The organism is Lysinibacillus sp. FW301-JW8, assembly GCF_058788755.1.
Window position 1 is genome coordinate 16,314 of the sequence record NZ_JBYTBB010000038.1, and the last position, 24,859, is coordinate 41,172.

At 38.2% G+C, this 24,859-nt stretch carries 18 protein-coding genes; 7 read left to right on the forward strand and 11 right to left on the reverse strand.

The genetic code is table 11. The annotated features are described in order from the left end of the window. Nucleotides 1-36 precede the first annotated feature (36 nt). Nucleotides 37-1,716: a hypothetical protein gene (locus AC3WOM_RS15615; RefSeq protein ID WP_492447506.1), complete on the reverse strand. Its 1,680-nt coding sequence runs from the start codon at nucleotides 1,714-1,716 to the stop codon at nucleotides 37-39. 113 nt (nucleotides 1,717-1,829) lie between these two features. Between AC3WOM_RS15615 and AC3WOM_RS15620 the strand changes: the two genes are divergently transcribed. Next, nucleotides 1,830-3,098 (forward strand): DNA cytosine methyltransferase, encoded by a 1,269-nt coding sequence (locus AC3WOM_RS15620; RefSeq protein WP_427544079.1) that lies wholly within the window; start codon nucleotides 1,830-1,832, stop codon nucleotides 3,096-3,098. 293 nt (nucleotides 3,099-3,391) lie between these two features. After that, nucleotides 3,392-4,510, forward strand: coding sequence for an N-methyl-L-tryptophan oxidase (gene solA, locus AC3WOM_RS15625; RefSeq protein ID WP_492447507.1), 1,119 nt, complete (start codon nucleotides 3,392-3,394; stop codon nucleotides 4,508-4,510). Between the two features lie 68 nt (nucleotides 4,511-4,578). Here solA and AC3WOM_RS15630 read toward each other — a convergent pair whose 3' ends face one another. The 7 genes from AC3WOM_RS15630 to rpoN form a co-directional block, all read right to left on the reverse strand. Beyond that, entirely contained in the window at nucleotides 4,579-6,555 is a 1,977-nt protein-coding gene (locus tag AC3WOM_RS15630; protein WP_492447508.1) for a hydantoinase B/oxoprolinase family protein, read from the reverse strand. Between the two features lie 24 nt (nucleotides 6,556-6,579). Then, nucleotides 6,580-8,604, reverse strand: a complete 2,025-nt coding sequence (locus AC3WOM_RS15635) for a hydantoinase/oxoprolinase family protein (protein ID WP_492447509.1) — start codon at nucleotides 8,602-8,604, stop codon at nucleotides 6,580-6,582. A 209-nt stretch (nucleotides 8,605-8,813) separates the two neighbouring features. Further along, a complete protein-coding gene (locus tag AC3WOM_RS15640) occupies nucleotides 8,814-10,208 on the reverse strand; it encodes an aldehyde dehydrogenase family protein (RefSeq protein WP_492447510.1) in 1,395 nt (464 codons plus the stop codon). A gap of 29 nt (nucleotides 10,209-10,237) precedes the next feature. Continuing rightward, entirely contained in the window at nucleotides 10,238-11,563 is a 1,326-nt protein-coding gene (locus AC3WOM_RS15645) for an aminotransferase family protein (protein ID WP_492447511.1), read from the reverse strand. 269 nt (nucleotides 11,564-11,832) lie between these two features. Beyond that, nucleotides 11,833-13,479, reverse strand: coding sequence for a sigma-54 interaction domain-containing protein (locus AC3WOM_RS15650; protein ID WP_492447512.1), 1,647 nt, complete (start codon nucleotides 13,477-13,479; stop codon nucleotides 11,833-11,835). A 207-nt stretch (nucleotides 13,480-13,686) separates the two neighbouring features. Beyond that, entirely contained in the window at nucleotides 13,687-15,102 is a 1,416-nt protein-coding gene (locus AC3WOM_RS15655; protein ID WP_427544099.1) for an amino acid permease, read from the reverse strand. A 237-nt stretch (nucleotides 15,103-15,339) separates the two neighbouring features. Beyond that, complete coding sequence (gene rpoN / locus AC3WOM_RS15660; RefSeq protein WP_492447514.1) at nucleotides 15,340-16,677, reverse strand: RNA polymerase factor sigma-54; 1,338 nt, start codon at nucleotides 16,675-16,677, stop codon at nucleotides 15,340-15,342. A gap of 219 nt (nucleotides 16,678-16,896) precedes the next feature. On the opposite strand from rpoN, the gene AC3WOM_RS15665 reads away from it, so the two are divergent. The 5 genes from AC3WOM_RS15665 to AC3WOM_RS15685 all read left to right on the forward strand — a co-directional run bounded on the left by AC3WOM_RS15665 (nucleotide 16,897) and on the right by AC3WOM_RS15685 (nucleotide 22,032). Continuing rightward, nucleotides 16,897-18,051 (forward strand): acyl-CoA dehydrogenase family protein, encoded by a 1,155-nt coding sequence (locus AC3WOM_RS15665; RefSeq protein ID WP_492447515.1) that lies wholly within the window; start codon nucleotides 16,897-16,899, stop codon nucleotides 18,049-18,051. Continuing rightward, entirely contained in the window at nucleotides 18,048-19,124 is a 1,077-nt protein-coding gene (locus AC3WOM_RS15670) for an acyl-CoA dehydrogenase family protein (protein ID WP_492447516.1), read from the forward strand. Before AC3WOM_RS15665 ends, AC3WOM_RS15670 begins: the two co-directional genes overlap by 4 nt. Nucleotides 19,125-19,179: 55 nt before the next feature. Beyond that, the gene (locus AC3WOM_RS15675; RefSeq protein WP_427544111.1) at nucleotides 19,180-19,986 is read left to right on the forward strand and encodes an enoyl-CoA hydratase/isomerase family protein; all 807 of its coding nucleotides are present in this window, start codon (nucleotides 19,180-19,182) and stop codon (nucleotides 19,984-19,986) included. A 14-nt stretch (nucleotides 19,987-20,000) separates the two neighbouring features. Beyond that, entirely contained in the window at nucleotides 20,001-21,143 is a 1,143-nt protein-coding gene (locus AC3WOM_RS15680; RefSeq protein ID WP_492447517.1) for a CaiB/BaiF CoA transferase family protein, read from the forward strand. 121 nt (nucleotides 21,144-21,264) lie between these two features. Further along, complete coding sequence (locus AC3WOM_RS15685) at nucleotides 21,265-22,032, forward strand: IclR family transcriptional regulator (RefSeq protein WP_492447518.1); 768 nt, start codon at nucleotides 21,265-21,267, stop codon at nucleotides 22,030-22,032. A gap of 47 nt (nucleotides 22,033-22,079) precedes the next feature. On the opposite strand, the gene AC3WOM_RS15690 is transcribed toward AC3WOM_RS15685, so the two are convergent. From AC3WOM_RS15690 to ribD, 3 genes are read right to left on the reverse strand one after another with little or no spacing between them, the layout of a single operon-like run. Then, nucleotides 22,080-22,640 carry a 5' nucleotidase, NT5C type gene (locus AC3WOM_RS15690; RefSeq protein WP_492447519.1) on the reverse strand — a complete coding sequence of 187 codons (561 nt, stop codon included), beginning with the start codon at nucleotides 22,638-22,640 and terminating at the stop codon, nucleotides 22,080-22,082. 17 nt (nucleotides 22,641-22,657) lie between these two features. Next, entirely contained in the window at nucleotides 22,658-23,743 is a 1,086-nt protein-coding gene (locus AC3WOM_RS15695) for an FAD-dependent monooxygenase (RefSeq protein WP_492447520.1), read from the reverse strand. Next, nucleotides 23,740-24,849, reverse strand: a complete 1,110-nt coding sequence (ribD, locus tag AC3WOM_RS15700) for a bifunctional diaminohydroxyphosphoribosylaminopyrimidine deaminase/5-amino-6-(5-phosphoribosylamino)uracil reductase RibD (RefSeq protein ID WP_492447521.1) — start codon at nucleotides 24,847-24,849, stop codon at nucleotides 23,740-23,742. Before ribD ends, AC3WOM_RS15695 begins: the two co-directional genes overlap by 4 nt. Nucleotides 24,850-24,859 lie beyond the last annotated feature (10 nt).

Below are 24,859 nucleotides of genomic sequence, written 5' to 3' on the forward strand. Positions count from 1 at the left end.
TAACTTCTTTAATTATTTATATACTACCAAAATAGACTAAATCCCCATCTCCCCAACAAATTTAACCGAAGACCATCCCTTACTCTTTCCTGCGCTAAACTTCACTCTTAAACTTAAATTTAGTTCACCCTCATTACAAATAAAGGTCGTTTGAATAGTAGATGGTGTTTGTTGATTGATCATTACATGACCTATGGCTTTGCTGTGTTCTAAAATGTGGCAATCGTTTTGCTTATACATTGTAATTACCTTAGTTGCATTACCTAGAATAGCTACTAAACCTTTTTGTAGCTTGTTTAATTCAGCATTCCCCACTGCTTGCCCAAATTCAACAGATATCTCTTCCAAGCATTGGCGATGGTTCTTTTCTCCAAGATCAAATTGCTTCTTCAATTTATCTAACAGTGGAACTAATGAGCCGACATCGAAATATAGCGGTCCTAAAATTTGTCCAGCTCCTGGATTTTTTACTGTTATCTTAGCACTTTTGTTTGCAATGGCTTTTAGTGATAAACCTTCTTCGATATATTTTCCGTTAGCTAATAATATTATTTTTAAATCTGTTGTATCAAGTCTATCCTTTATATAGCTTTCTGGAACTAGCTGAATACTTTGAAGTCGATATTCTCCATACTTATTCACTAAATATTCCTCTATTTTTTCTTTAGTGACAATTGACGATTCTACAATTTGTAGTAGTATATCATGATCAACAATTGAACTGTAAGAAGTCAAAATTTCTTGGTAAGCAGATTCCTCCACTTGCTGAAGCAATGGATTTGTTTTTAATAATCTGTAATAGACTATCGCTTCATTACATTTCCCAATCGCATTGCTGCTATTACTCGTACTGGTTTTGACATGTTGCTCAATCTTTTTCTCAAATGCTTCGATACTTTGTAAATTTTCATTCTGCACCTTTGCATTTTCTGGGAAGTATTCAAAACTCGTTGCTATTTTAATAGAAGTAGATGGACTACTTTCAAATTTAAAACGTAATGTTAGCGCATGTTCACCAATACGTAATCCTACTGTATCATTTCCCTTTTTATAAATATACAATGGTTTAGAAAAATCAATTTGGGTTTGCCATTGTTCTACCTTATAAATTCGTTCTTCGTTGTACCTAGAAACAATATTAATACTGTCTATCATCATTAGTATTTGAAAGGTTTCTTCTAGCAAACCCTTTTTTGCATTGTAGGCTTCTTTCAGCAAATAAAATGCAATATCTCTTAATTGCGCCAAAAACACTCGACGAAGAGGATTGATTTCATCCGTAAATTTAGGGAAATAATGCTTCACCTTACTTCTTAATATTGTTATCGTATCATATTCGTTTATTTGTCCTTTTTGACTTACAATTTCTCGATAAAATGCTTTAAGTTCATGTTCTAAATCTACATTAAACATTTTCTGTAAAGCTTCACTGTTAAAATATTTAGATAAAAAGCTTTTAGCACCTATATTTTTCGGCTGAATAGATGTTGCTCCTTTTATAGTAAAAAGATTTATTTTAATTACATCCTCATTTTGCAACGTGAGCAGTAAATCTGGATGTTGATCAGGGTGATTTGTTTGATATTTATTCATAATAGATTTGATATTAGGGTAAAGCTGTTTAATATAATTAGCAGTTGGGTAATCTTTATGATTCAGTAAAGATTCATAAACTTTTAAAACATGTGCTTTTCCACGCTCACTCGACTTTGCCATCTACTATCACCTCTTATTTCCATTCTAACCTATTTTATTTTTTGAAAACATCATACTGGCCTTTTATTACAGTGTTTGATATAATAATACAAGCAATCTAGGAGGGAATAATGATGAGCATCAAAGTAGAACAAAAAGGACGAGGGAAATTTAAACCCGCTCCCGACTATAGTATTGATGATGTGAAGCGTGTGCTACATGAAAAAATAATCGAAGAAAACAGTAAAATGTTACATGCAAACATTGACTCAGATTATTTGTCTTCTATTCAATATATACCAAATAAAATCAACACAATTAGCTTATTCTCTGGTTGCGGTGGATTGGACCTAGGCTTTGAACTAGCGGGTCTCGCAGCGGTTATCGGAGAAGAAGCGGCACTTAAGGCATTACATTCAAAGAAAGCTTACGACAACATACGTGGGCAAAGTATTTTTCATACAATTTATACAAATGATTTATTTAAAGAAGCGAATGAATCATATCGAGCAAATTTCCCCAAGCCTGTATTTCAGCACGGTATTGATATTCGTAGGGTGCGTAATTTTCCGAAGGCGGATCTTGTCATAGGCGGCTTCCCATGCCCTGGCTTCAGTGAGGCAGGTCCACGCTTAGTAGATGATGAGCGCAACTTTTTATATATTCACTTTATTCGCTGCATTACACAGGCTAAACCGGATATTTTTGTTGCTGAAAATGTAAAAGGGATGATGACACTCGGAAAGGGTGAGGTCATTAAGCAAATTACTGAGGATTTTGCGGCCAGTGGTTATGATGTGCAATACAAACTATTGAATGCTCGCGATTATGGTGTGCCACAGCTCCGTGAGCGTGTTTTTATTGTAGGTGTCAAAAAAGGACTTGGCTTTAAATATCATTATCCAAAGGCTACTCATGGTAGAGGATTACTACCATTTACGACGTTACAGCAGACAATCGGTGATTTAGAGGAAAATCCAGGACCTTATTTCACAGGCTCTTACTCCAGTATTTACATGTCACGTAATCGTAAAAAAGATTGGAATGAACAGAGTTTTACAATTCAGGCATCGGGTAGACAGGCTCCGTTACATCCTAGTGGTTTGCCAATGGAGAAGGTTGGTAAGGATAAATGGATTTTTCCAGATGGCGAGGAGCAACATCGCCGTTTGTCTGTCCTTGAAATTGCACGTATTCAAACATTTCCTGATTGGTATACATTTAGCGACGGTAGAAATATGAATGTTTCCGCTAATAATCGCCTCGATAAACAGTACAAACAAATCGGTAATGCCGTGCCTGTTTTACTTGCGAAGGCAGTTGCCACACCAATCGCTGAATGGGCGGTTGATTTTGTAGGAAACCGATTTATTGAACAATCACAACAACTAAATTTATTTTAAATGTTGTGAACAAATATATCATCTCCCATAAAATAAGGAAATTATATGTGCAATGATTGAAGCGATTGTATCAACTAGAACGAATCCACATGAAGCACTTAGTAGGAACAGAAATTATCCCAATATAGGAATTTTTCAATCAAAATACCAACAAATAGCGCCCCTCTTTTATATTAGGAGCGCTATTTGCCTCTTTCCCATTAACCTAATATTTCCTATTACAAAGTATTTTCAAAAATTTCTGTCTCCTCGTCTATTCTTTTGTTATACTAGAGCAAAAAAGTAGGGATTATATGATATATGATGTGATAATTGTTGGGGCTGGCTCGATGGGTATGGCAACGGGCTATTATTTAGCAAAGGCAGGAAAAAATGTTCTGATGCTCGATGCCTTTGATCCTCCACATGAAGAAGGCAGTCATCATGGAGAAACAAGAATTATTCGCTTTGCCTATGGCGAGGGGGCTAGTTATGTACCTTTTGTTAAAAGAGCAGGTGAATTATGGAGGGAATTAGAAGCGTTATCAAATGAATCCTTATTTCTACAAACAGGTGTTGTGAATGTTGGAGAGCCAACACATTCTTTTATTAAAAATGTAAAAGCTAGTGCCGAGCTTTACGACTTAGCATTAGAACAATATTCGGCCGATACAGCTATGAAAAAATGGCCAGGATTATTTGTCCCTGAAAACTTTGTTACTTGCTTTGAGCCCACAGCTGGAGTTCTTCGTGTAGAAGCCTGTATTCGTGCCTATAAAAAATTAGCAGTGGAGGCAGGAGCAACATTACATACAAATGAAAAAGTTCAGTCCATTCAAGCCGGAAGTATTATAAAGGTACAAACCGAAAATAATATTTACGAGGCGAAGCAGTTAATTGTCACTGCTGGTGCTTGGATCACGGAGCTATTACAAACAATGGACATTGCTATACCTGTTACACCTACTCGAAAAACCTTTGCATGGTTTGAAGCGGATGAACAGCTCTATGGTAAAGATGTATTTCCAGCCTATTGTTTTGAATTGGCAGATTCCACGTACTATGGATTTCCAAATATTGATGGTGCAGGACTAAAACTTGGTCGTCATGATGGTGGCGAGGCAATCAACCCAAATAATCCGCTTCGTCCATTTAACGAACAGGATTCCATTGATTTACTTAACTTTATTCAGCAATTTATGCCACAGCATGGGGCATTAAAATATGGAAAAACATGCAAGTATTCCATGACACCAGATGAAGACTTCATAATCGACTTTTTACCTGAGCATCAAAACATTATCGTTGCAGCAGGCTTTTCTGGGCATGGCTTTAAATTCAGCAGTGCAGTTGGTGAGGTACTCACTGAGTTAACACTAAATGGAGAAAGCAAGCAGGATTTATCACTTTTTAGATTAAATCGTTTTAAATAAAATTACTTGTATATTCATACGAAATGCATTAGAGAGTAGCGTAAACTACTCTCTATATTTATCTATGCTTACCAAAAGGCTAAAGAACGTTTCTTCATCGATTCTCGATATTGCTCTGTTGAGATTGGTAATGCTTTATTTATTTGATAATCCATAACTACACCATATTTTCGGACAACATCCATCTGATTAATTTCTCCGTTATTATACAGTTGCTCCACTTTTATAGGATCTGTCTCCAGCCATCTATGACGATTTCGGCGAATATAATCCCTTTCTTTTAATGTGGCTGCTATATCTACTTCAAATGCATCGATATCACGATCGATTTCATGGATCACAACACCATAATCAAGCTTAGCACGCTCAATTGAAACATATTCATCAATAACATCCTCTAATACAGCATTTACATCTCGTGCTAACGGGTCTCCTAAGCCCCCTCCTCCTGCTGAGGGACGAGTAAAGGAATCCCCTTCTTTCACTTCGATATTTGAGAAAATTGTACCTAAAAATGACTCATCCTTTTTACCTGGGTTTAAAATAGCTCCCTGTGCGATAGAAGGTAAGCCACCCATAATTCCCCATGTGATGGAGCGTGAACGATCACAGCAATACGACATCACTGTATGGTTGACATTTGTTAAAATGCCTCCCTTCTCGACACCACAACCACCACGGTATTTGCCTGGGCCTGCAGAATCTATTATTATTTCATGCTTTGTTGTAATCACTGGTGACAATCGCTCTTGCCCCTCACATGGCTGCACGCTTAGCCCTACTCCAAACACTGGCGAGGTTGTATTTGCACCATCACGATCAATACGCCCCCCATGTCCACCAGCCATCCAGTCATACCACATAAAATACTCACTACTACCCTGACGCTGATCATACCCACCGATTAATAAATATTCTAAATTAAATGAACATGCAATAGCTCGTTCAGGCATAATGTTTGACCATAACTCGAAGCAAGCATTCATAATTTTTTCAAACGCCCCGGAACAATAGCCAGAGACAGCAACTGGGCTAGGAGCATTGACGACAGAGTTCTCAGGAAGATAAATTTTGACAACTCGATAGAATCCTGAATTTAGTGGGATATCTGGGAAGAATGTTTTAGTGCCTGCATAAGTGCCAGAAAGGGCTGAGCCAAACCCCGCATTTAAAAAGCAGCTAATATAAGGATGAGAATTACTTAAATCATACGCTATTTCTTTCTCTGTAATGGTCATTTTTACATGGATTGGGATAAGTCCATCTCCTACTTGTGGGTCCATATCGATATAGTCCACCGTTTCCCATTGACCTTTGGGTAGAGCTTTAATTTTCGCTCTCATTAATCGTTCTACATAATTTTGCACCTCTTCAAAGGCTACTAGTACTGTATCTACGCCATACCTTCCAATCATTTCCTTGAGCTGCTTCTCTCCAACTTTTGCTGCTTCTACCTGAGAACGTAAATCTCCTATCCGTTCTTCTGGTATCCGCATATTCATAACAATAATTTTCACAACATCTGATAAATATTGACCTTTACTATAAATGCGTACAGGCGGAATACGCAATCCTTCTCCGTAATGCTCCTTGGCAGTAATATCAAAGGAACCTGGATTAGAGCCACCGACATCTGCCCAGTGTCCATTCGTTTGCATAAGAGCAATTAATTTTTCTTCATGGAATACTGGTAAAATAACACGGACATCGCTAAAATGTGTGCCACCACGATAAGGATCATTCACTAGAAATACATCACCAGGATGAATATCATCTACGAAATCCTCTAATACAGCTTTTGCGGTTAAATGTAATGTCCCGACATGTACTGAAATATCTTGCGTTCCTTGCATCACTGTATTTCCCTGCGCATCACATAATGCACAGCTGAAATCTCGATTATAAATAACGAATGAATAGCATGTACGCAGCATTTGTTCAGCCATTTGATCAACTAAGTTCACAAAACCGTTTTTTAACACTTCAAATGTTACTGGATCTAAATTTCGAACCTTATGATGTGTCTCTAAATTCGTTGTACTCATCGCCCAATTCCTCCTTATCGAGTATTAGTTCACCGTAATAATGATATTCTTATATGCATCAACCTCTGCTGTAAAACCAGGTGGAATAACGGTCGTTGTGTCAAGTTGATCGATGATGGCTGGACCAGCAAAGTGTGTGTAAACAGGTATTTTATCGCGATAGTACACGTTTGTTTCAAAATATTTGCCCTCAAAATAAACAGAGCGAGTTTCCTTGAATGCATCTTCTAAAGAGCCCTCAGGAACATATTGCGGGAAATCTGGCTTTGGTACTGTTCCAATCGCCGTGACACGTAGACCAAAAATTTCAACAGCTTGATCCTTATCGGAAAATGCAAATTCTCGTTCATGTTCCTGATGAAATGCTTCTAGTATTGCATCTAGAGAAGTTATTTCATCTGATACAAGAACGGCAAGAGATCGCCATTGTCCCTTATAACGAAGATCTATATAATTCGTTAAGGACGAGGTATTTTCTGCTATCCCTTCCTCCTCTAATAATGTTGTTGCTTCTATACGTAATGCACCAAATTGTTTAGTTAGTTCTTTAGCAGTTACCTCATCAAGTTTCTTCACATACGTTTTAGAAATATCATGACGAACATCGACAAGTAAACAGCCCATTGCAGCAGCTACACCTGGATGTGTAGGAATAATAACTTTTGGAATGTTTAAATCCTTTGCCAAATAGGCACCATGTAATGGCCCTGCACCACCAAAAGCAACAAGTGCAAAATCTCGTGGATCATAGCCTCTACGAACAGATATTAGTCGTACTGCATCGCTCATATTGGCATTTGCAACTTCTATAATTGCGCTTGCTGCTTCCTCAATCGTTTGATTGAAAGCTTTTGCGATTTTATTCACAGCTTCTTTTGCCGCTTCTTTGTTTAATTGCATCGTACCATCCAATAAATCCGCGCCAAGACGCCCTAACACTAAATTTGCATCTGAGTTCGTTGGTTCTGTTCCCCCTCGTTCATAGCAAGCTGGACCTGGAGCTGCCCCTGCACTTTGTGGTCCATTACGTAAAGATCCCCCTTCATCCTGCCATGCAAGGCTACCACCCCCTGCTCCTATTGTTAATATTTCAATACTTGGGAAACCAATGGGATAACCATATTCTATTGACCAATCCTTTGTAATGCGAATATCACCCTTATACATAAGTGAAATATCAGTACTTGTACCACCCATATCTAAGCCGATTGCATTGTCAAATCCACACAGCTTTGCGATATGCTTACTGGCAATAGCACCAGCTGCTATCCCTGAGCTTGCTAGTCTAGCCGCATAACGTGGAACCGTACTTGAAGTCATGACACCACCACCAGAATGTAACACTAAAATTTCTTCCTCATAGCCCTTTTTCTGCATCTCATTGCTTAACTTACTAATGTATTTACTCATAATTGGTCCGAGAACTGCGTTGATAATCGTTGTGCTCATCCGCTCATGCTCGAAAATTTCAGGAAGCACCTCACTTGAGATACAAACATAGACTTCTGGTAGTTCCTCTTTTAAAATTTTTTTGACCTTCAGCTCATTCTCTCCATTGACATAGGCGTTGAGGAAGCAAACAGCAATAGATTGCGTACCTCTACGTTTTAATTTTTTGGCTAAAATCCGAACTTCCTCTTCATCAATAGCTTGAAGAATGTTCCCTTCATAATCTATGCGTTCTCCTACTTCAAACCGATCTCTCCGCTGAATATAGGGTCTAGCAGTATCCTTGTACGTATCCCAAATATCTTCCTTTGTCCCTCGGCGAATTTCAATAACATCCCTAAAACCCTTTGTCGTTATAAGGGCTGTTTTCGGAAGCTTTCGTTCAATTAAGGCATTTGTTCCAACGGTTGTGCCATGAGAAAAAATTTTTATATTCTTCCCATTTAATCCCGCTTTTTCTACTCCATTTAAAATTCCCTGCTCTGGATTTGAAGGTGTTGAAGATGTTTTTGTTACAAATACGTCTCCCGTCTCTTCATTAAAAACAAATACATCCGTAAACGTTCCACCAACATCAATTGCTAAACGACTTTGTGACATAGTTATACCTTCTTTCGTTTATTTGGTTTGATGAAATACACAAAAATTCTTCATTATAAATCTTCTTTGTATGAAGTGAATGCCTCAAGTGAATGCCGCTAGATTTCCTCAAAAGATAGTAGTCACTATGAGAACAATCCGAGATCATTTCACTGAGGCATATAGAATGTGTTATTGTTTGGCTGGATACTATTTAAATTCAAGATGAGTTAGACTTTTGTACCTATTGTAATTGTTTTGAAGGTTGTAAAAAATTCCTTCGCCGCCTGCCCCTGCTCACGGGCACCGGTACTTGAGTTTTTCATTCCTCCAAATGGTGCTTGGGGCTCGGCTCCTCCTGTTTCATCGTTCACCTGTACAAGTCCCACTTCACTGCGATTAATAAAATCAAAAGCTTTTGAAATATTAGTAGTATAGATCGAAGCACTTAATCCAAAATCGGAAGCATTTGATAAGTGAATCGCCTCTTCATAATCCTTAACCTTTATAACAGCTAGTACGGGGCCAAATATTTCTTCACGGGCAATCGCCATATCATGTGTTACATTTGTAAAAATGGTTGGATCGATGTAATACCCCTCTTTCATACCTTGAGTGGGACCACCACCAATTACAAGCTCAGCTCCATCTAGTTGTGCCTTTTCAATAGCGGCTAAAATAGAATCATATTGCCCCTTGGAGGATACAGGGCCCATTGTTACGCCAACCTCTATTTTTTTAGCCTCTTCTATTAACTGCTGCAGCACTTCTTCATAAACCGCTTCCTCAATATACACTCGACTTGTCGCTGTACAACGCTGTCCTGTTTGTTTCATGGCACCTTCTATCGTTAGTTTTGCAGCTTGTTTGATATTGGCATCCGCTAAAATGATGGCTGCATTTTTTCCTCCAAGCTCCAGTTGAATTTTTTTATTCGTTGATCCAGCAGTATCTAAAATACTTTGACCGACACTATTTGAACCAGTAAATGTAATCGCCCTTACTTCAGGAGCCTCCAATAAAATCTGCCCCACCTTTGAGCCACGTCCTTGGACTACATGTAACACATTTTCTGGTAAACCAGCTTGTTGAAATAATTCTCCTATTAATTTTCCGGTTAAAGCGGTTTCAATGGATGGCTTCCAAACAACTGTATTGCCATACACTAATGCCGGAGCAATCTTCCACAATGGAATGGCAACTGGAAAATTCCAAGGGGTGATTGCTGCAACTACACCGAGTGGCACACGCATTGTATATAATATTTTTGATTCATTAGCAGAAGGTAACACCTCACCTACAGCACGCATCCCCTCTTGGGCAAAATAACGCAAAATAGAAGCCCCTCTTTTCACTTCACCGAGCATTTCACTTTTCGTTTTACCCATTTCACATGAAGCTATTTCAGCTACTTGATCCATATTTTTCTCAAGTAAATCCGCTGTTAGTCGTAAAACCTCTCCACGTGCTACAGACGATGTATTTTTCCAGCCTTCAAATGCATTATGAGCCGCACTAACAACTTCCTTCGTTTCATCTAGTGTCAAAAGCTCCACTGTGCCAATACATTGACTTGGTCTCGCTGGATTAAATTGTTCACGTATTTCTCTAACAACCGTTGTCATATAACTCCTCCTTCACAAAATTATTGTATTTATATTTCAACGATAGTTTTACGTATATATTCAAACGTTTCGTCTAATATACGTAGCATTTCGTCCAATTCTACTTTTGATAGAATAAGAGGAGGAGCAAAAACAACTGTATCTTGATCATAAGTAACCGTTCGAAGGATTAACCCTCGCTTCATTGTTTCCTGTACAAAAATAGGGCTAAGTGGAGACCCAAACAATTCACCTGTCTCACGGCTTTTTACTAATTCAATTGCCCCAAGTAATCCCAGTGTACGTACACGTCCGATAAAGCTATATTTTTCTTGCAGTGCTTGGAATCCCTTTAACATTGCATCACCCATGATCGCAGCATTTTCAACGAGATTTTCACGCTCAACGATTTCAATATTTTTCAAGCCGACTTGACAAGCAAGTGCATGACCACTGTAAGTGTAACCATGCATTAAAGTACCTTTAGAAAGCTCACAAAAGTCTTGATGCAGTTTTTCGGATATCACCACGCCTCCAAGTTGGGCATAACCACTCGAAACGCCTTTTGCGAAGCTCATCATATCTGGCACTACACCGTAATGCTCCATCCCAAAAAATTTACCCGTACGACCAAATCCTGTGATGACTTCATCTGCGATTAATAAAATACCGTACTCATCACAAATTTTTCGCACTTCTCTAAAGTAGTCCTTTTGTGGAATATTTACTCCACCTGCTCCTTGTACAGGCTCAGAAATAAATGCTGCCACAGTCTCAGGACCTAATGCTTCAATAGTTTCACGTAGATTACGTACCGATTGGCTATAGACATAGTGGAAATCTGGAGCATGTGAATTAGTAAAATCACGAAATGCTTGTAAACCTGTTGCATTTGTAGCACCCATCGCTACACCATGGTAGGAGTGTGTACGTGAAATAATTTTTTGACGCTTTGGCTGTCCTTTTAATAACCAGTAATGACGGGCTAGTTTAATCGCTGTATCGTTTGCCTCTGACCCACCTGAAGTGAAAAATACTGTGTTTAAATCTCCAGGAGCTAAAGAAGCAATTTTCGCTGCTAAACGAATCGCCGGTTCATTGCTAAATGTTGCAAAGCAGGAGCTAAAAGCTAATGTAGACATTTGCTCCTTCGCGACGTCTGCAATTTCTTGACGGCCATGCCCAATATTTACATTCCATAAAGAGGACATCCCGTCAATATAGACATTTCCTTCAACATCTTTTAAGTAAATGCCATTTCCTTCTGTAAAAATAACTGCTGGTCCTTGTGTTTGCTGTTGCTCAATTGACGATGTTGGATGTAAAAAATGCTTTTGATCTAATGTTTTTAGCTCTTCCTGTAATTGAATTGCCATCAATACCAACCTCTTTTCGTTTAAAATTTCCTACACTTTTTTAATAGCAACTCTCATGCCAACTGTTTAAAAAATTTCCTTCCATCAAAAAATTTCGGCATAAAAAGCAAAAGAGACATTCTCTTGATCGAAAATGCCTCTCCTATCCCTTGTTTTATTGATGAATTTCACTGATGCAGTTCATCATTGTTTTTGCATTACACCAAAAAGATTGTTGCGTTATCACCATTTACTATGCAAAAACAAAAATTTGATGCAATAATACATCACTACTCCTTATAAGAAATATGTCTTGTTAATTGGAATTTTTGTATTTTGCGTACTAATGTTGATTGATCACAGCCAAGTGATTTGGCTGCCTGCCTTATACTTGGATATTTAGACAACGCCTGTTTAATAATTTGCTTTTCAAACGCAGCTACTTGCTCCTTTAATGTGCCACTAAATACCATTGGAACAGCTGATTCCTGTAAATTTGGTAGTTGCTCCACATTTTCGATATTACGAATATTCGTTGTATTACTATCTAATTCCTGTTGCACCGTAAATACTGTTATTTCTGGCTGTGTAGCTAATAAGCAAATTCGTTCCACCATATTTTTAAGCTGACGTATATTTCCCGGCCAATCATAGGACACTAATATTTTCATAGCCGAGGATTCAATTGTTCGATGAATCCCATATTTCTCTCCAATGACAGCTAAAAAATGATGAACTAATGGAATAATATCCTGGCGTCGTTGTCTTAACGGTGGAATTTCAATTGGGATGATATTTAAACGATAATATAAATCCTCACGGAAACTACCTTGTCTCACCATTTCTGCCAAATTACGATTGGTTGCTGCAATGATGCGGACATCAATGGAAATAGGCTTCCCACTACCAATACGCTGAACCTCTGACTCTTGGAGCACACGCAATAATTTTGCCTGTAACAGCAAAGGCATCTCTCCAATTTCATCTAAAAATACTGTCCCTCCTGACGCAATTTCAAATAATCCAGCTTTACCTCCTCTAGATGCCCCAGTAAATGCTCCTCCCTCATAGCCAAAAAGCTCTGTTTCTAATAGATTTTCAGGAATTGCACTACAGTTAATCGTTAATATTTGTTTATGACTACGTCTACTATTTGCATGAATCAGTTTTGTAATTTCTTCTTTACCAACCCCCGATTCACCACCAATTAGTACAGTAGAATCCACCTCTGCAATTCTCATCACACGATTTATAACATCCATCATTGCAGGAGATACAGCGATTAAACTACTTGTTGTCGCCTCCTTATTATGTAACGCTTGTAGCTTGTTTTTAAAATTTTCGTTCTGAACCTCTAATTTTTTCACTTCTGTCTCTAATAGTTTTAACTGCGTCATATCACGTGTAATGGCTACTACGTATTGCAACTCACCATTTTCATCAAATATCGGCTTGCCCGTCACTAAAAAGCATTTTCCATTAATGAACGTTTGCAGTATGGTTACTTTTTCTTTTGATTCGATGACTTTCATGGATATAGAATCACTCATTAAACCTTCAGCTATTGCGTCTTTTGCATATCTTCCCATTAAATCGATACCGACAATTTCGATATCAATATCATTTTGAAATAATATTTTACCATCGCTATTACAAATGGTAATGCCATCTGATATGGAATTTAATACTTTGTTTGATAGCGGATTCATAAAATCGATATGGCTAAACTGTGTTAATGGTCTAATAGTAAATAAACCACCTTGTGAAGTTTCTAATACATGAATAAAATAGCCCTCTGCCTCAAATGTTTCAGTTCCTTTGCTATATTTTTTTATTATTTTTTCAAGAAGCTCTATTTGGATATCACTTTTTACAATCACTTCATCATTTTTGACAAGAATAAAATGTTCATCTTTATGAAGTTCTGTTATCGACATATAGACCACTTCCTCTCAGACCAGAAAATATAAACTCTTCATACAAAAAATTCGCTCTCTTTCCACGGGTAATTTGCAAGCCTAAAGGTGCTGAAGACCTTCGCTTTATTGCTTGGCTTACTATCTCGCAGAATGGTCGCGAATTTTTTGTATGCTTATTTAAATCACTACGATTATCAATACGATTAGGAACATTACCATACTATTCTACTCTGAGGCTAGTTTTTCCTCTATTTGTTCTGCTGGCCTTGTTGACAGCTTTCGCATAATCATGAACAGCACAACTGAGACAATTAAAACAATTGTGCTTAAATAAAATTGAGAGCGTAATGATTCAATGAGCGCTTGGCAGAAATAAACAACTGTTAAAATACCAATTGTGACATACGAAAGGTATGGGAATAACCACATTTTAATCGATAATGGCTCATTTGAAACCTTGTCATAATAACGTCGGAAACGAATTTGAGAAATAGCAATAAAAATATAAACCGCAATCATCAATCCACCAACACAGTTACCTAAAAAATAGAAGATAACTTCAGGTGAAATGAAATATAGCATCGCACAAATATAAGCCACCACTGTGCTGCCGATAATGGCAGGTACAGGTACTCCCCGCCGATTTTTAATTTGAGAAAAGATTTTCGGTGCATCACCCTGACGTGACATTTCAAGTAACATACGTGAGCTTGTATAAAGTGCCGAATTTAAAACTGAGATTAATGAAATAAAAATGACGATTTGAATAATTTGAGCAGCAATAGGGAGCCCTGCCATCGTTAAAATATTTGCGTATGGCGCTGCCAACATTTTTGTATCATTCCAAGGTAAGATTAACACCATAATAGCTACTGAGCCTACAAAAAATAGCCCTAATCGAAACACGACATTGCGAATGGCACGAACAATATTTTTCGCTGGATTTTCAGACTCTGCTGCCGCAATAGCCGCTACCTCTGCACCGCAAATTGAGAAAATGACAAATACAATAGCAGTGAAAATTGGAACAATACCATTTGGTGCAAATCCACCGAATTCTGTTAAGATTCCTAGCCCCTTTGCTTCATAGTTTGGCCAAATGCCTAAAATCATAGCTAGCCCAACTACTAAAAATACAATAATGGCTGAAACTTTAACGAAGGAAAGCCAATATTCGAATTCCCCAAATGATTTTACAGAATAAATATTGATGATGGTCATTAACAATGTGATGCCAATACTCCCAACCCATATTGGTATAAACGGGAACCAGTTATGCAGCATTCCTCCAATAAGTGCCGCCTCTAACCCCACAATAAATACCCAGCTTGCCCAATATAGCCAGCCAACAGTAAAGCCTGCCCATGGACCAATATACTTTCCTGCGTATGAAGCAAATGAACCTAACTCTGCCGAACCATTAGCCTTTTCCCCTAGAACAATTTCTCCTGCTGCCATTTCACCAACCATTTGCATGATTAAAACAATGAGTAAGCATGCAATTGCATATGAAACGACCGCTGCTGGACCAGTACTTAAAATGTTTTTTCCTGTACCAACGAATAGCCCTGTACCAATTACCCCTCCAATGGAAATCATTGTAATATGCCGTGTTTTCAGTGATTTTTGCAAAGCTCCCATTAAAGCACCCCTTTAGTGTTTTATGTAGACATTTACTAGCCCCTTTCCTCTAATTCAATGTCTACCATTTAATAAGCAAATTGGATGCCAACTCTATTCAATTATTAAAAATTTCAAATAATTATCTATCCATACCTCCAATTGTTGTCATTTAAAATGATTGGTTCATGAATAAACTCATATGCGGTTTCGAATTTTTGATGCAAATATACATCATTGACACTTCATTTACATCATCTATCCATATGACCGATTAAATGAGCTCAAAATGTTCATTTCCTCTCTGTACTTCGCTACTGTCCGTCTAGAAATTTGAATCCCTTCTCCACTTAATATTTTAGTAATTAGCTGATCCGTTAAAGGCTTTTGTTTATCTTCACCTTCGATCAACTGTTTAAGTCGCTTTTTAATATACATAATAGAATCCATTTTTCCTGAACTATTCATTACTCCTTTTGTAAATAACGTTTGTAAAGCATATACACCGTGAGAGGTTTTTATATATTTTCCACGGACAGCACGACTAATCGTTGATACATGTAAACCTAAAATGTCCGCCACATCTTTTAAACGCATGGGCTTTATGGCCCCAAGCCCTTGATGGAAAAAATCCTCTTGCAATTTCACTAGTAATCTAGCTAGTTCGTAAAGTGTCTTATCGCGTTGCTCAATTCCTTGTAGTAATAACAGAGCATCTTTCATTGTGTCTCGGAAATATGTTTCACAGTTTGGATCATTCTTTAATATTTCTACATAATTTTTATCAATTGTAACGGTTGGTACATATCCACGATTTAATTTAATCAACCATTCCTCATCCATTTTCTCCACTTCAATTTCAGGAATGACATATGGAATCGCTTCCAATTTATCTCCTGTTATTACTGGTTGTAAATTTTTTATATAGTCCAAAGTTTTTTTTACTTCATGTATTGGCGTTTTGTACTTTTTACTTAATTGTTTAATGGCTTGTGCAGCCACTAACTCTAAATCATCTTTGATAAATTGGTAGGTCGATTTGGGTGCAAGCTCATCTCTTTCTACTTGAATTAGTAAATATTCTTTCGTATTACGCGCCCCTACCCCTATTGGCTCAAATGTTTGAAGTAAGTCCAATAGTGCCTCTACATGCAAATTACTTGTTTTAAATCTAGCAGCCACCAATTCTACATCAACATCTAAAAATAAACGGTCATCTAAGGATTGAATTAAAAACGTTAAGATTTTTAAATCCTTTGAAGAAAGGTTTTTATGCATAGGCACCTGTTCCAATAAAAACCGTTCATAGCTTTCTTTTGCAGCCAGCCCCATCTCAACCAAATTAAACAAATTACTTTCTGATTCATAATATTGCGAGGAAAAATTCTTAACAGAACAGCTTGCTAATTGGAAAATTTCCTCATATTGACTTTTTAAAGTAGCATCAGTAACAACTAACAGAGGATTTTCATTGGCCTTGTCATAAATGAACTGTTCAAGCTCATTTGTGGAGTATTGCAGTATTTCTAAATGCTGTACAAGCTGTGCTGATAAAACTTGCATTACTTTTTGGGAAGTTTTGATAGCCATTTGCATGCCCTTACCTCCATAACAGAATTTTCTACATAGTAACATGTTTATTCTGCATTTTACCATTTTTTGATTAAAAATATTACTTCCACCTCATCACTTATTCTTCCGCAGATAAAAATTTTAATAATTCAAAAAATACATTGACTCCATTCATAAGAAGTCATAAAATACACATATAAAATAATAGTTACCACATTGCGGTAAAAAAGGAGGAATGATGAAATGTTTCAATTACCAACGGTGCAATTTACAGAAGAACAGGAACAATTTCGCTTAGAGGTTCGAGCTTTTCTACAGGATGAATTAGTAAAAGGGACCTTCACACAAAAATGTGATTCTTGGTTAAGTGGAGATGATCCTGAATTTTCCAAATTAATTGGTCAAAAGGGCTGGATTGGCTTAACCTGGCCTAAAAAATATGGTGGCCAAGAACGAAGTACTATAGATCGATATATTTTAACAGAGGAATTTTTAGCTATTGGCGCTCCCGTTGCAGCACATTGGTTTGCTGACCGCCAAACAGGTCCACTTCTTTTACGGTATGGAACAGAGGAGCAGCGTGAATTTTTCTTACCACAAATCGTGAAAGGCGAATGCTACTTTGGCATAGGCTTAAGTGAACCTAATAGTGGGTCTGACCTAGCTTCAGTCAGTACACGTGCTGAAAAAGTAGATGGCGGATGGATTGTAAATGGTCAAAAAATATGGACAAGTAACGCTCACCTTTGCCATTATATGGTGACCTTAGTACGTACAAGTCCCTTTGACGGAAAACATAAACATGCAGGGCTTAGTCAGCTTATCATCGATTTACAGGCACAGGGTGTAACCATTGTTCCCATTAAATTTTTAACAGGTGAGCATCATTACAATGAGGTGTTCTTTGATAACGTTTTTGTCCCAGACAATATGGTTGTTGGAGAAATCGGTAATGGCTGGGCACAAGGATTAGCAGAGCTCGCCTTTGAGCGCAGTGGTCCAGAGCGAATATTGAGCACATTCCCATTAATTGATGAGCTTATTCATGAGCTAAAGCGCCAAAACAATTCACAAGGATTAATGCAAGCATCCAAAATTGTTGCTCGTCTTTGGAGTTTACGAAACCTATCAATTGGTGTGGCTCAGCTTTTAGCATCTGGCAATAGTGAAGACGTATCTATTCCAGCAGCACTTGTAAAAGCTCTCGGAACGAAATTTGAGCAAAGTATTCCTGAAATAACACGTCTAATCATACAGACTTATCCTTCACTTGATGCTGATCGTAAAATTGATCGCTTTATGGCCCAGTCTATTTTACATGCTCCAGGCTTTACTATTAGAGGTGGAACTTCAGAGGTATTATATGGCGTTGTAGCGAAAGGAGTTGTAGCACAATGAGTGAGATGAAAGACATGATTATGGATGTTGTTGAGCGCATGTTAAAGGAAAATGTGGATAAAGATTTAGTCGATACTGTAGAACAAGGTGATTGGGCACCAGCCTTATGGGAATTATTCGAAGAAAATGGTATGACGGTTGTAGCTGTTACCGAAGAAAATGGAGGTGCGGGGGGCGATATTGAAGATTTATTGAATATTGTTCGATTAACAGGAAAATACGCTGCACCGATTCCATTTATCGAAACAACCTTTGCGAACTATTTGCTGGAGTATTCAAAATTACAGGTACTAGAAGATTTAGCGACATATAGTTTATCTACGAACCAAGTCTTTACGTTAGAGAACGGGACATTAACAGGTGAGGCTCATCATATTCCTTGGGCACGTCACGTGAAGCACCTAGTAACGCTTGCTCATAGTACAGAGGGTACACACCTTGTAGCAATAGATTTAAGTCAGGCTGATATTAAACATGGCACAAATTTAGCAGGCGAGCCGCGTGATACAGTGACATTCCAACATGCACTAGTTTCACAATTGTCTGCTGGGCTATCTCCTGATGAAATACACACTTTAACAACCCTCTGTACCGCCTTTCAATTAGCCCTGATGACTGGTGCTATCGATAAAATAAATGACTTAACCGTTCAATATACGAAGGAGCGTGAGCAATTCGGTCGACCAATTCACCGCTTCCAGCTTGTTCAGCAGCATATCGTTCACTTAGCAGGTGAAACGGCTATCGCATTAGCTGCATTTAATAATGTAACCGAAGCCCTTCTGACAAACACTGAAAATAGTGAGGTTGCCTATGCCCGTATTCGTTTTGAAGAGATCATTCAAGCAGTGACAACCATCTCACACCAAGTACATGCAGCCATCGGTACAACCCACGAACATAGTTTGCATCAATTTACACGTAGACTTTGGGCATGGCGGGACGAAGGAGTAAATTCCTCTTATTGGGCTAATATCGTAGCAATACAACTAATGGAAAATAGCGAGGATAGTCTTTGGGCATATTTAACTACTTCTAATAGTAGCTCTCCACTACTTAAAGTAGAAGGATGAAGTTTACAGTAAATACATTCAATTCAAACCAATAACCTAAAGGGAGTGTTTTTCAATGACTGATTTACTTTTTGAAGTGCGAGATCATATTGCAACAATTACGTTAAATAGACCTGAGGCATACAATGCTTTTAGTGAAGAAATGATTACTGAATGGATAAAAGCGCTTGAAATTGTTCGTGATTCTAACGATATTCGAGCTGTCATTGTGAAAGGTAATGGAAAATCCTTCTGTGCGGGGGGCGATATTAAAGCCATGCAAGCAGGTGAAGGCTTTTTCCAAAGTGAAGAGGATATCTCTTCTACAGGTTTAGCACGAAAAAACTCACTTTGGAAAAAGATTCAACGTATCCCTCTTCTCCTTGAAGAAATTGATAAACCTGTAATTGCACAGGTGCATGGCTTTGCAATGGGGGCTGGGCTTGATATGGCCTTAATGTGTGATATTCGGATTGCCGCAAAATCTACAAAGATTTCTGAAAGCTATATTAACGTTGCAATAGTGCCTGGTGATGGTGGAGCATATTATTTACCAAAATTAATTGGTATCGATCAAGCATTGGATATGTTCTGGACCGCTCGTGTACTAACTGCAGATGAAGCAAAAGACAAAGGTGTTGTAACATTTGTTGTGGATGACCATGAGCTGGAAGAATATACAATGAATTATGCAAGGGACTTAGCAAGTCGCCCAACCACGACATTACAATTCATTAAGCGAGCTGTTTATCAAAGCCAACGCATGGATTTACGTACTGCCCTTGATTATATTTCATCGCAAATGGCAATTGTCACAGAGCTAGATGACTTTAAAGAGGGTGTAAGCGCGGTTGTAGAAAAACGTAAGCCTGTTTATAAATGAGTGTAGGAGGAGAAATGATGCAACCTCTTGAAAATATTCGAGTACTGGACTTATCTCGCGTTTATGCTGCCCCTGCCGGCTCCATGATGCTGGCAGATTTAGGAGCAGAAGTAATTCGCATTGAACATCCAAATGGCTCCGATAGTATGCGAGATTGGGGACCGTTTGTGCAAGAACAAAGTACGTACTATCTATGTGCTAACCGAAATAAAAAATCAATCCTACTAGACTTAAAAACAACGGAGGGTAGAGAAAGATTTAAAGATCTTGTCAAAGATGCAGATATCGTACTTGAAAATTTTAAAACTGGGGATATGGCACGAATGGGGCTAAGCTATGAGGAGCTGAAAAAAGTAAATCCTCGACTCATCTATTGTGCGGTCACAGGCTTCGGGCAAACTGGCCCTCTTTCACACGAACCTGGCTTTGACCCCGTTATTCAAGCAATGAGCGGCTTAATGCATGTCACTGGCTCACCTGAGGGAGAAGCAACAAAGGTGGGTGTACCTATTGCAGATATTTTAACGTCTAATTATGTTGTAATTAGTATTTTAGCTGCCTTACGAGTACGAGACCTAACTAATCAAGGTCAATTTATAGACTTAGCTTTATTAGATGTCCAAATGAGCAGCTTAGCAAATGTAGCAAGTGCTTATTTAAATACAGGCTTTTCCTCACAACGTCTAGGGAATCGCCATAATAATGTTGCCCCGTATCAAGTATTTCAATGTGCAGATGGTCCCTTAATGATCTGTGTTGGGACAGATGGACAGTTTCAAAAGTTTTGCGCGATGCTGAAACATGAGGAATGGGCAAAGGATCCGCGCTTTATATCAAATACCCTGCGTAAGCAGCATGAGGCTGAGCTTGTACAGATGATAGCTACTATTACAATTACTAAAACTCGGGATGAGTGGATTACATTATTACAGCAGTATAAAATTCCTGGTGGTCGTGTAAATACGATTGCTGAGGCACTAGCCCAACCCCAGTTGATCGCACGTGATATGGTTGGTGAACTTGAGCACGAACAATATGGGACAATCAAATTTATTAAAAGCCCATTAAAATTTTCCAATTTAAATATTCAATATAAATTAGCACCACCGATACTTGGAGAACATACAAACGAATTCCAAAAACCCTCTCTCCTCTAATCAATTTACGCTATAATAGAAGTAATTTTTATCTTATTAAGATAAAAGCTTCAACAAAAAGGAGCAGATTTTGACAATAAAAGTCTGATATCCTGTAAATAAGATTTTAGTAGGTGTTGAGATGAATCAAGAGATTTTCGAAAAAAACTATACAATGTCATCACTGCACAAAGCTATTAAAGTATTAAAAGCTTTTACAAAAGATGAACCAAGCCTTTCTCTTACCGAGTTAAGTAAAAAAACAGGGATAAGCATCTCTAGTTTACAGCGCTTCGTTTCTACCTTTGTATATGAAGGCTTTCTGCATAAAGATGAACGTACAAAGCGCTATCAATTAGGGCATTCGCTTCTATACCTAGGAAATTTAGTTAAAGAAGAATCGAGTCTAATTATTGTTGCAGAGCCCATTTTAAAGAAGTTAAATGAAGAAATTGGCGAGAGTGTTTCCATGAATATAATTGATGGATTGGAAAGACGCTGTATATTAAACTACGATTCAACCTACCCGCTTTCAACAAAGATGTTTGTTGGGGACACGTCTCCTCTTTATGCGGGAGCTTCTTCTAAAGCATTGCTCGCATTTATGTCGAATGCGGAGGACTATGTTGGGAATATAGGACTTGAACCAATCTCCGATAAAACCATTCTTTCCAAAGAGCAGCTATGGGAGGAATTACTGCAAATTCGTAAACAACGATTTGCAAAAAGCAGTAGTGAACGTGTACGAGGTGCCTGCTCGCTATCGGCTCCGATTTTAGATGCTTCTCAGCAAGTTATTGCCTCTGTGTCATTGGTCATACCTGAAGTACGATACAGTGACTATGATGAAAATCAACTAATTCACACCATTCAAAGTGTTGGCTTAGAAATCGAAAAACAATTATTTTAAAATAATCCCGAACGAGCTCACACCTCATTCGGGATTTCTTCATGCAATTACATGATTAATTTAAGAAAATCATTCCAATGATTCAATCGCGGCAAATCTACTTGCTGATTATAGGATTGATTTTTTAGGATTACTTTTGTTGCTACATTGCCAAGTGTTTCTAACACTGCTGGTTTATCGTCAACATAGACATCTAAGGCAAGCTTCTGAATAATTTCTACTTTTTCTATATCCTGCATACCACAGAAAAAGTGACCATCTTTGATTGGAAAGCCCTTTGCTCTCATCCATTCCTTTGTACGCTCACAATACTGCTTTGGACGCGATGTAATGTAATAAATTTCATGTCCCTGCTGTGCTAATAATTGAAGTGTCTCAAGAGCTCCCTCAAAGGAAGGACAGTCTGTAAAATAGATTTCCTCCATGGAGTTATTCCACATCTTTGCTCCTTCTATGTCTGTTAACCCAAACGGTTCATGTATTTCCACCCTTTGCAATGTTTGAAATACCTCTTGCGCAATATTTTTACCTAATTTTTGATTATAGAGTGAAAAGGCGTGCGCACGTAAATCAATGAGTGTGTCATCTATATCAAAGCCAAATTTCATGTTTATTTTTCTTCCTTTCAGGACGCCTTGTTGATAAAGTTTGCTGCGAAGGTTTGCTCTTTTTCTAGTTGTTTTGTCAAAACTTCTTCAATAGCTTGTGTGCGCATATCTTGGAATTTTTTCACATCAAATTGAGCAAGTGACTCTTTCTTTAACAGCGATGCTAAACAATCTGCATCCTTTAACGCACTGTTGAGACCAAATGCCCCTGTTGGTGTCATCGTATGAACAGCATCTCCTAGTAAAGCAATACCTTCTGTTCCCCAGCTTTCACAATGGCTGCTGAAAACATCAAGCAAGACAAAGTCATGCCAAGAGGTAATCTGTGTTCTAACTGAGTCTGCTAATTCCGGAAATGCCACTGAAAGTTGATGAATAAACGGGGTAAAATCCTGTTTTTTTAATTGTGAAAAACTTCCCTGTTCAATATTCCACCCTATCTGAATAAAGCCACCAACCTGCGTAAACAATGATAGCTGTTTATCCCCAATTAAGGCCATTTTTATAGATGGCTCCCAGCCCTGTGGAGCCAAAATTTTTGCCCAAAGTAAATCAAAGCCATGCTTACGCTTTTGAATATCGATTTTTGCTTGCTTACGAATAGTAGAATAACGACCGTCAGCACCAATAATTAACTGACTGTCAATTTCAATAGTCTCCCCATTTTTTGTTGCAACAACACCTATATACCTACCAGAGGAATCCTGTAGAAGCTGCGTTACTTTAGTATGTAGGAGGCATGAAAAATGAGGAAATTGCTGTGCCTTTTGTAAAATTCCCTGTAATAAATTTGCTTGAGGTACATGAATCCCTAAATGTCCTGCAGCTTCATTAGGATAGATTGTTTTAAAAACTTTCCCTTCTGCGTAATATTCAAGCTTCTCCATACGTAATACGCCGAGTGCTTCGACTGCTTCAAAAAGCTGATGACTTTTCAAAACAGCCTCCCCCTCCTCATTTAAATGCTCACCACGAAATGCCTGACCAAGTGCTGCATTTTGCTCTAATAGTATGACAGAAAGACCTTTTTTGGCTAATAAATAGGACAGTAATGCACCACCTGGCCCTGCGCCTACGATACAAACATCGGCTTGATAATTCACTTGCCTTCACCCTTCTTTGGATAAGCAATAATACGTAAATCCTGCCCAATCTTATCAAAGGATGCAATTTCAACATCCCATGATTCATCCATTGTAGAAGGATTTGGGCCAGCAAATGGTGTCAAGGATAATTTTCCTCCAAGAACCTTTGGTGCTATATAAATTATATATTTATCAATGGCACCCTGTTGTAAAAAGGAAGCATTTACTGCGCTACCGCCCTCCACTAAAATATCAGTAATACCATATTGATAGAGCTTATCAAGCATATCATCAATCATAAGACCCTCTTGATTTCGGCGCACTGGAATAACTGTCACACCTTGTTCTTGTAGGGTTACTATCTTCTCTAAACTTGCATCCTCATCACAGACAATAATTGTGTTAGCTTCTTTCACATCTAGTACGTGAGCATGTACTGGTATGCGGAGTGTACTATCCATAATGATACGTACTGGATTTTTTCCGTACCCCTCTTGTAATCTTGTTGTCAAGGAAGGATTGTCAGCTATCACCGTGCCAACCCCAACTAAAATCCCATCAACTTGATGTCGAATATGATGAACATCCTGACGAGCCTCCTCACCTGTCACCCACTTAGAATGACCTGTATGGGTCGCGATTTTTCCATCTAATGTCATCGCGTACTTTGAAATGATAAATGGTCGTTTTGTTAACATATTATGGATAAAACGTTCATTTAAACGTTGAGCCTGCTCTACCAGCACGCCTACAGCTACCTCAATCCCTGCATCGCGCAGCAATTGAATACCACGTCCAGCCACAGCAGGATTTGGATCCTGCATGGCAACCACAACACGCTTAACCTCAGATTCCTTCACTAATTTCGCACAAGGAGGTGTTTTTCCATAATGTGAACATGGTTCAAGTGTTACATAAAGCGTGGCACCTTTCGCATGTTCTCCAGCCATACGGAAAGCATGAACCTCTGCATGTGGTTCCCCCGCTTTTCTGTGTAAACCTGTTCCTACAATTATGCCGTCTTTTACGATTACTGCCCCAACAAGTGGATTGGGATTTGTATTGCCTCTTGCACTAGCAGCTAAATCCAGTGCTAATTGCATATATTTCTCATCTGTCATCATCTCGCAACTC

What these genes read in the sequence shown, in the direction of transcription:
- AC3WOM_RS15615 (WP_492447506.1), bottom strand. Translation starts at nt 1,716, where the DNA reads ATGGCAAAGTCGAGTGAGCGTGGAAAAGCACATGTTTTAAAAGTTTAT.
- AC3WOM_RS15620 (WP_427544079.1), top strand. Translation starts at nt 1,830, where the DNA reads ATGAGCATCAAAGTAGAACAAAAAGGACGAGGGAAATTTAAACCCGCT.
- solA (WP_492447507.1), top strand. Translation starts at nt 3,392, where the DNA reads ATGATATATGATGTGATAATTGTTGGGGCTGGCTCGATGGGTATGGCA.
- AC3WOM_RS15630 (WP_492447508.1), bottom strand. Translation starts at nt 6,555, where the DNA reads ATGAGTACAACGAATTTAGAGACACATCATAAGGTTCGAAATTTAGAT.
- AC3WOM_RS15635 (WP_492447509.1), bottom strand. Translation starts at nt 8,604, where the DNA reads ATGTCACAAAGTCGTTTAGCAATTGATGTTGGTGGAACGTTTACGGAT.
- AC3WOM_RS15640 (WP_492447510.1), bottom strand. Translation starts at nt 10,208, where the DNA reads ATGACAACGGTTGTTAGAGAAATACGTGAACAATTTAATCCAGCGAGA.
- AC3WOM_RS15645 (WP_492447511.1), bottom strand. Translation starts at nt 11,563, where the DNA reads ATGGCAATTCAATTACAGGAAGAGCTAAAAACATTAGATCAAAAGCAT.
- AC3WOM_RS15650 (WP_492447512.1), bottom strand. Translation starts at nt 13,479, where the DNA reads ATGTCGATAACAGAACTTCATAAAGATGAACATTTTATTCTTGTCAAA.
- AC3WOM_RS15655 (WP_427544099.1), bottom strand. Translation starts at nt 15,102, where the DNA reads ATGGGAGCTTTGCAAAAATCACTGAAAACACGGCATATTACAATGATT.
- rpoN (WP_492447514.1), bottom strand. Translation starts at nt 16,677, where the DNA reads ATGCAAATGGCTATCAAAACTTCCCAAAAAGTAATGCAAGTTTTATCA.
- AC3WOM_RS15665 (WP_492447515.1), top strand. Translation starts at nt 16,897, where the DNA reads ATGTTTCAATTACCAACGGTGCAATTTACAGAAGAACAGGAACAATTT.
- AC3WOM_RS15670 (WP_492447516.1), top strand. Translation starts at nt 18,048, where the DNA reads ATGAGTGAGATGAAAGACATGATTATGGATGTTGTTGAGCGCATGTTA.
- AC3WOM_RS15675 (WP_427544111.1), top strand. Translation starts at nt 19,180, where the DNA reads ATGACTGATTTACTTTTTGAAGTGCGAGATCATATTGCAACAATTACG.
- AC3WOM_RS15680 (WP_492447517.1), top strand. Translation starts at nt 20,001, where the DNA reads ATGATGCAACCTCTTGAAAATATTCGAGTACTGGACTTATCTCGCGTT.
- AC3WOM_RS15685 (WP_492447518.1), top strand. Translation starts at nt 21,265, where the DNA reads ATGAATCAAGAGATTTTCGAAAAAAACTATACAATGTCATCACTGCAC.
- AC3WOM_RS15690 (WP_492447519.1), bottom strand. Translation starts at nt 22,640, where the DNA reads ATGAAATTTGGCTTTGATATAGATGACACACTCATTGATTTACGTGCG.
- ribD (WP_492447521.1), bottom strand. Translation starts at nt 24,849, where the DNA reads ATGATGACAGATGAGAAATATATGCAATTAGCACTGGATTTAGCTGCT.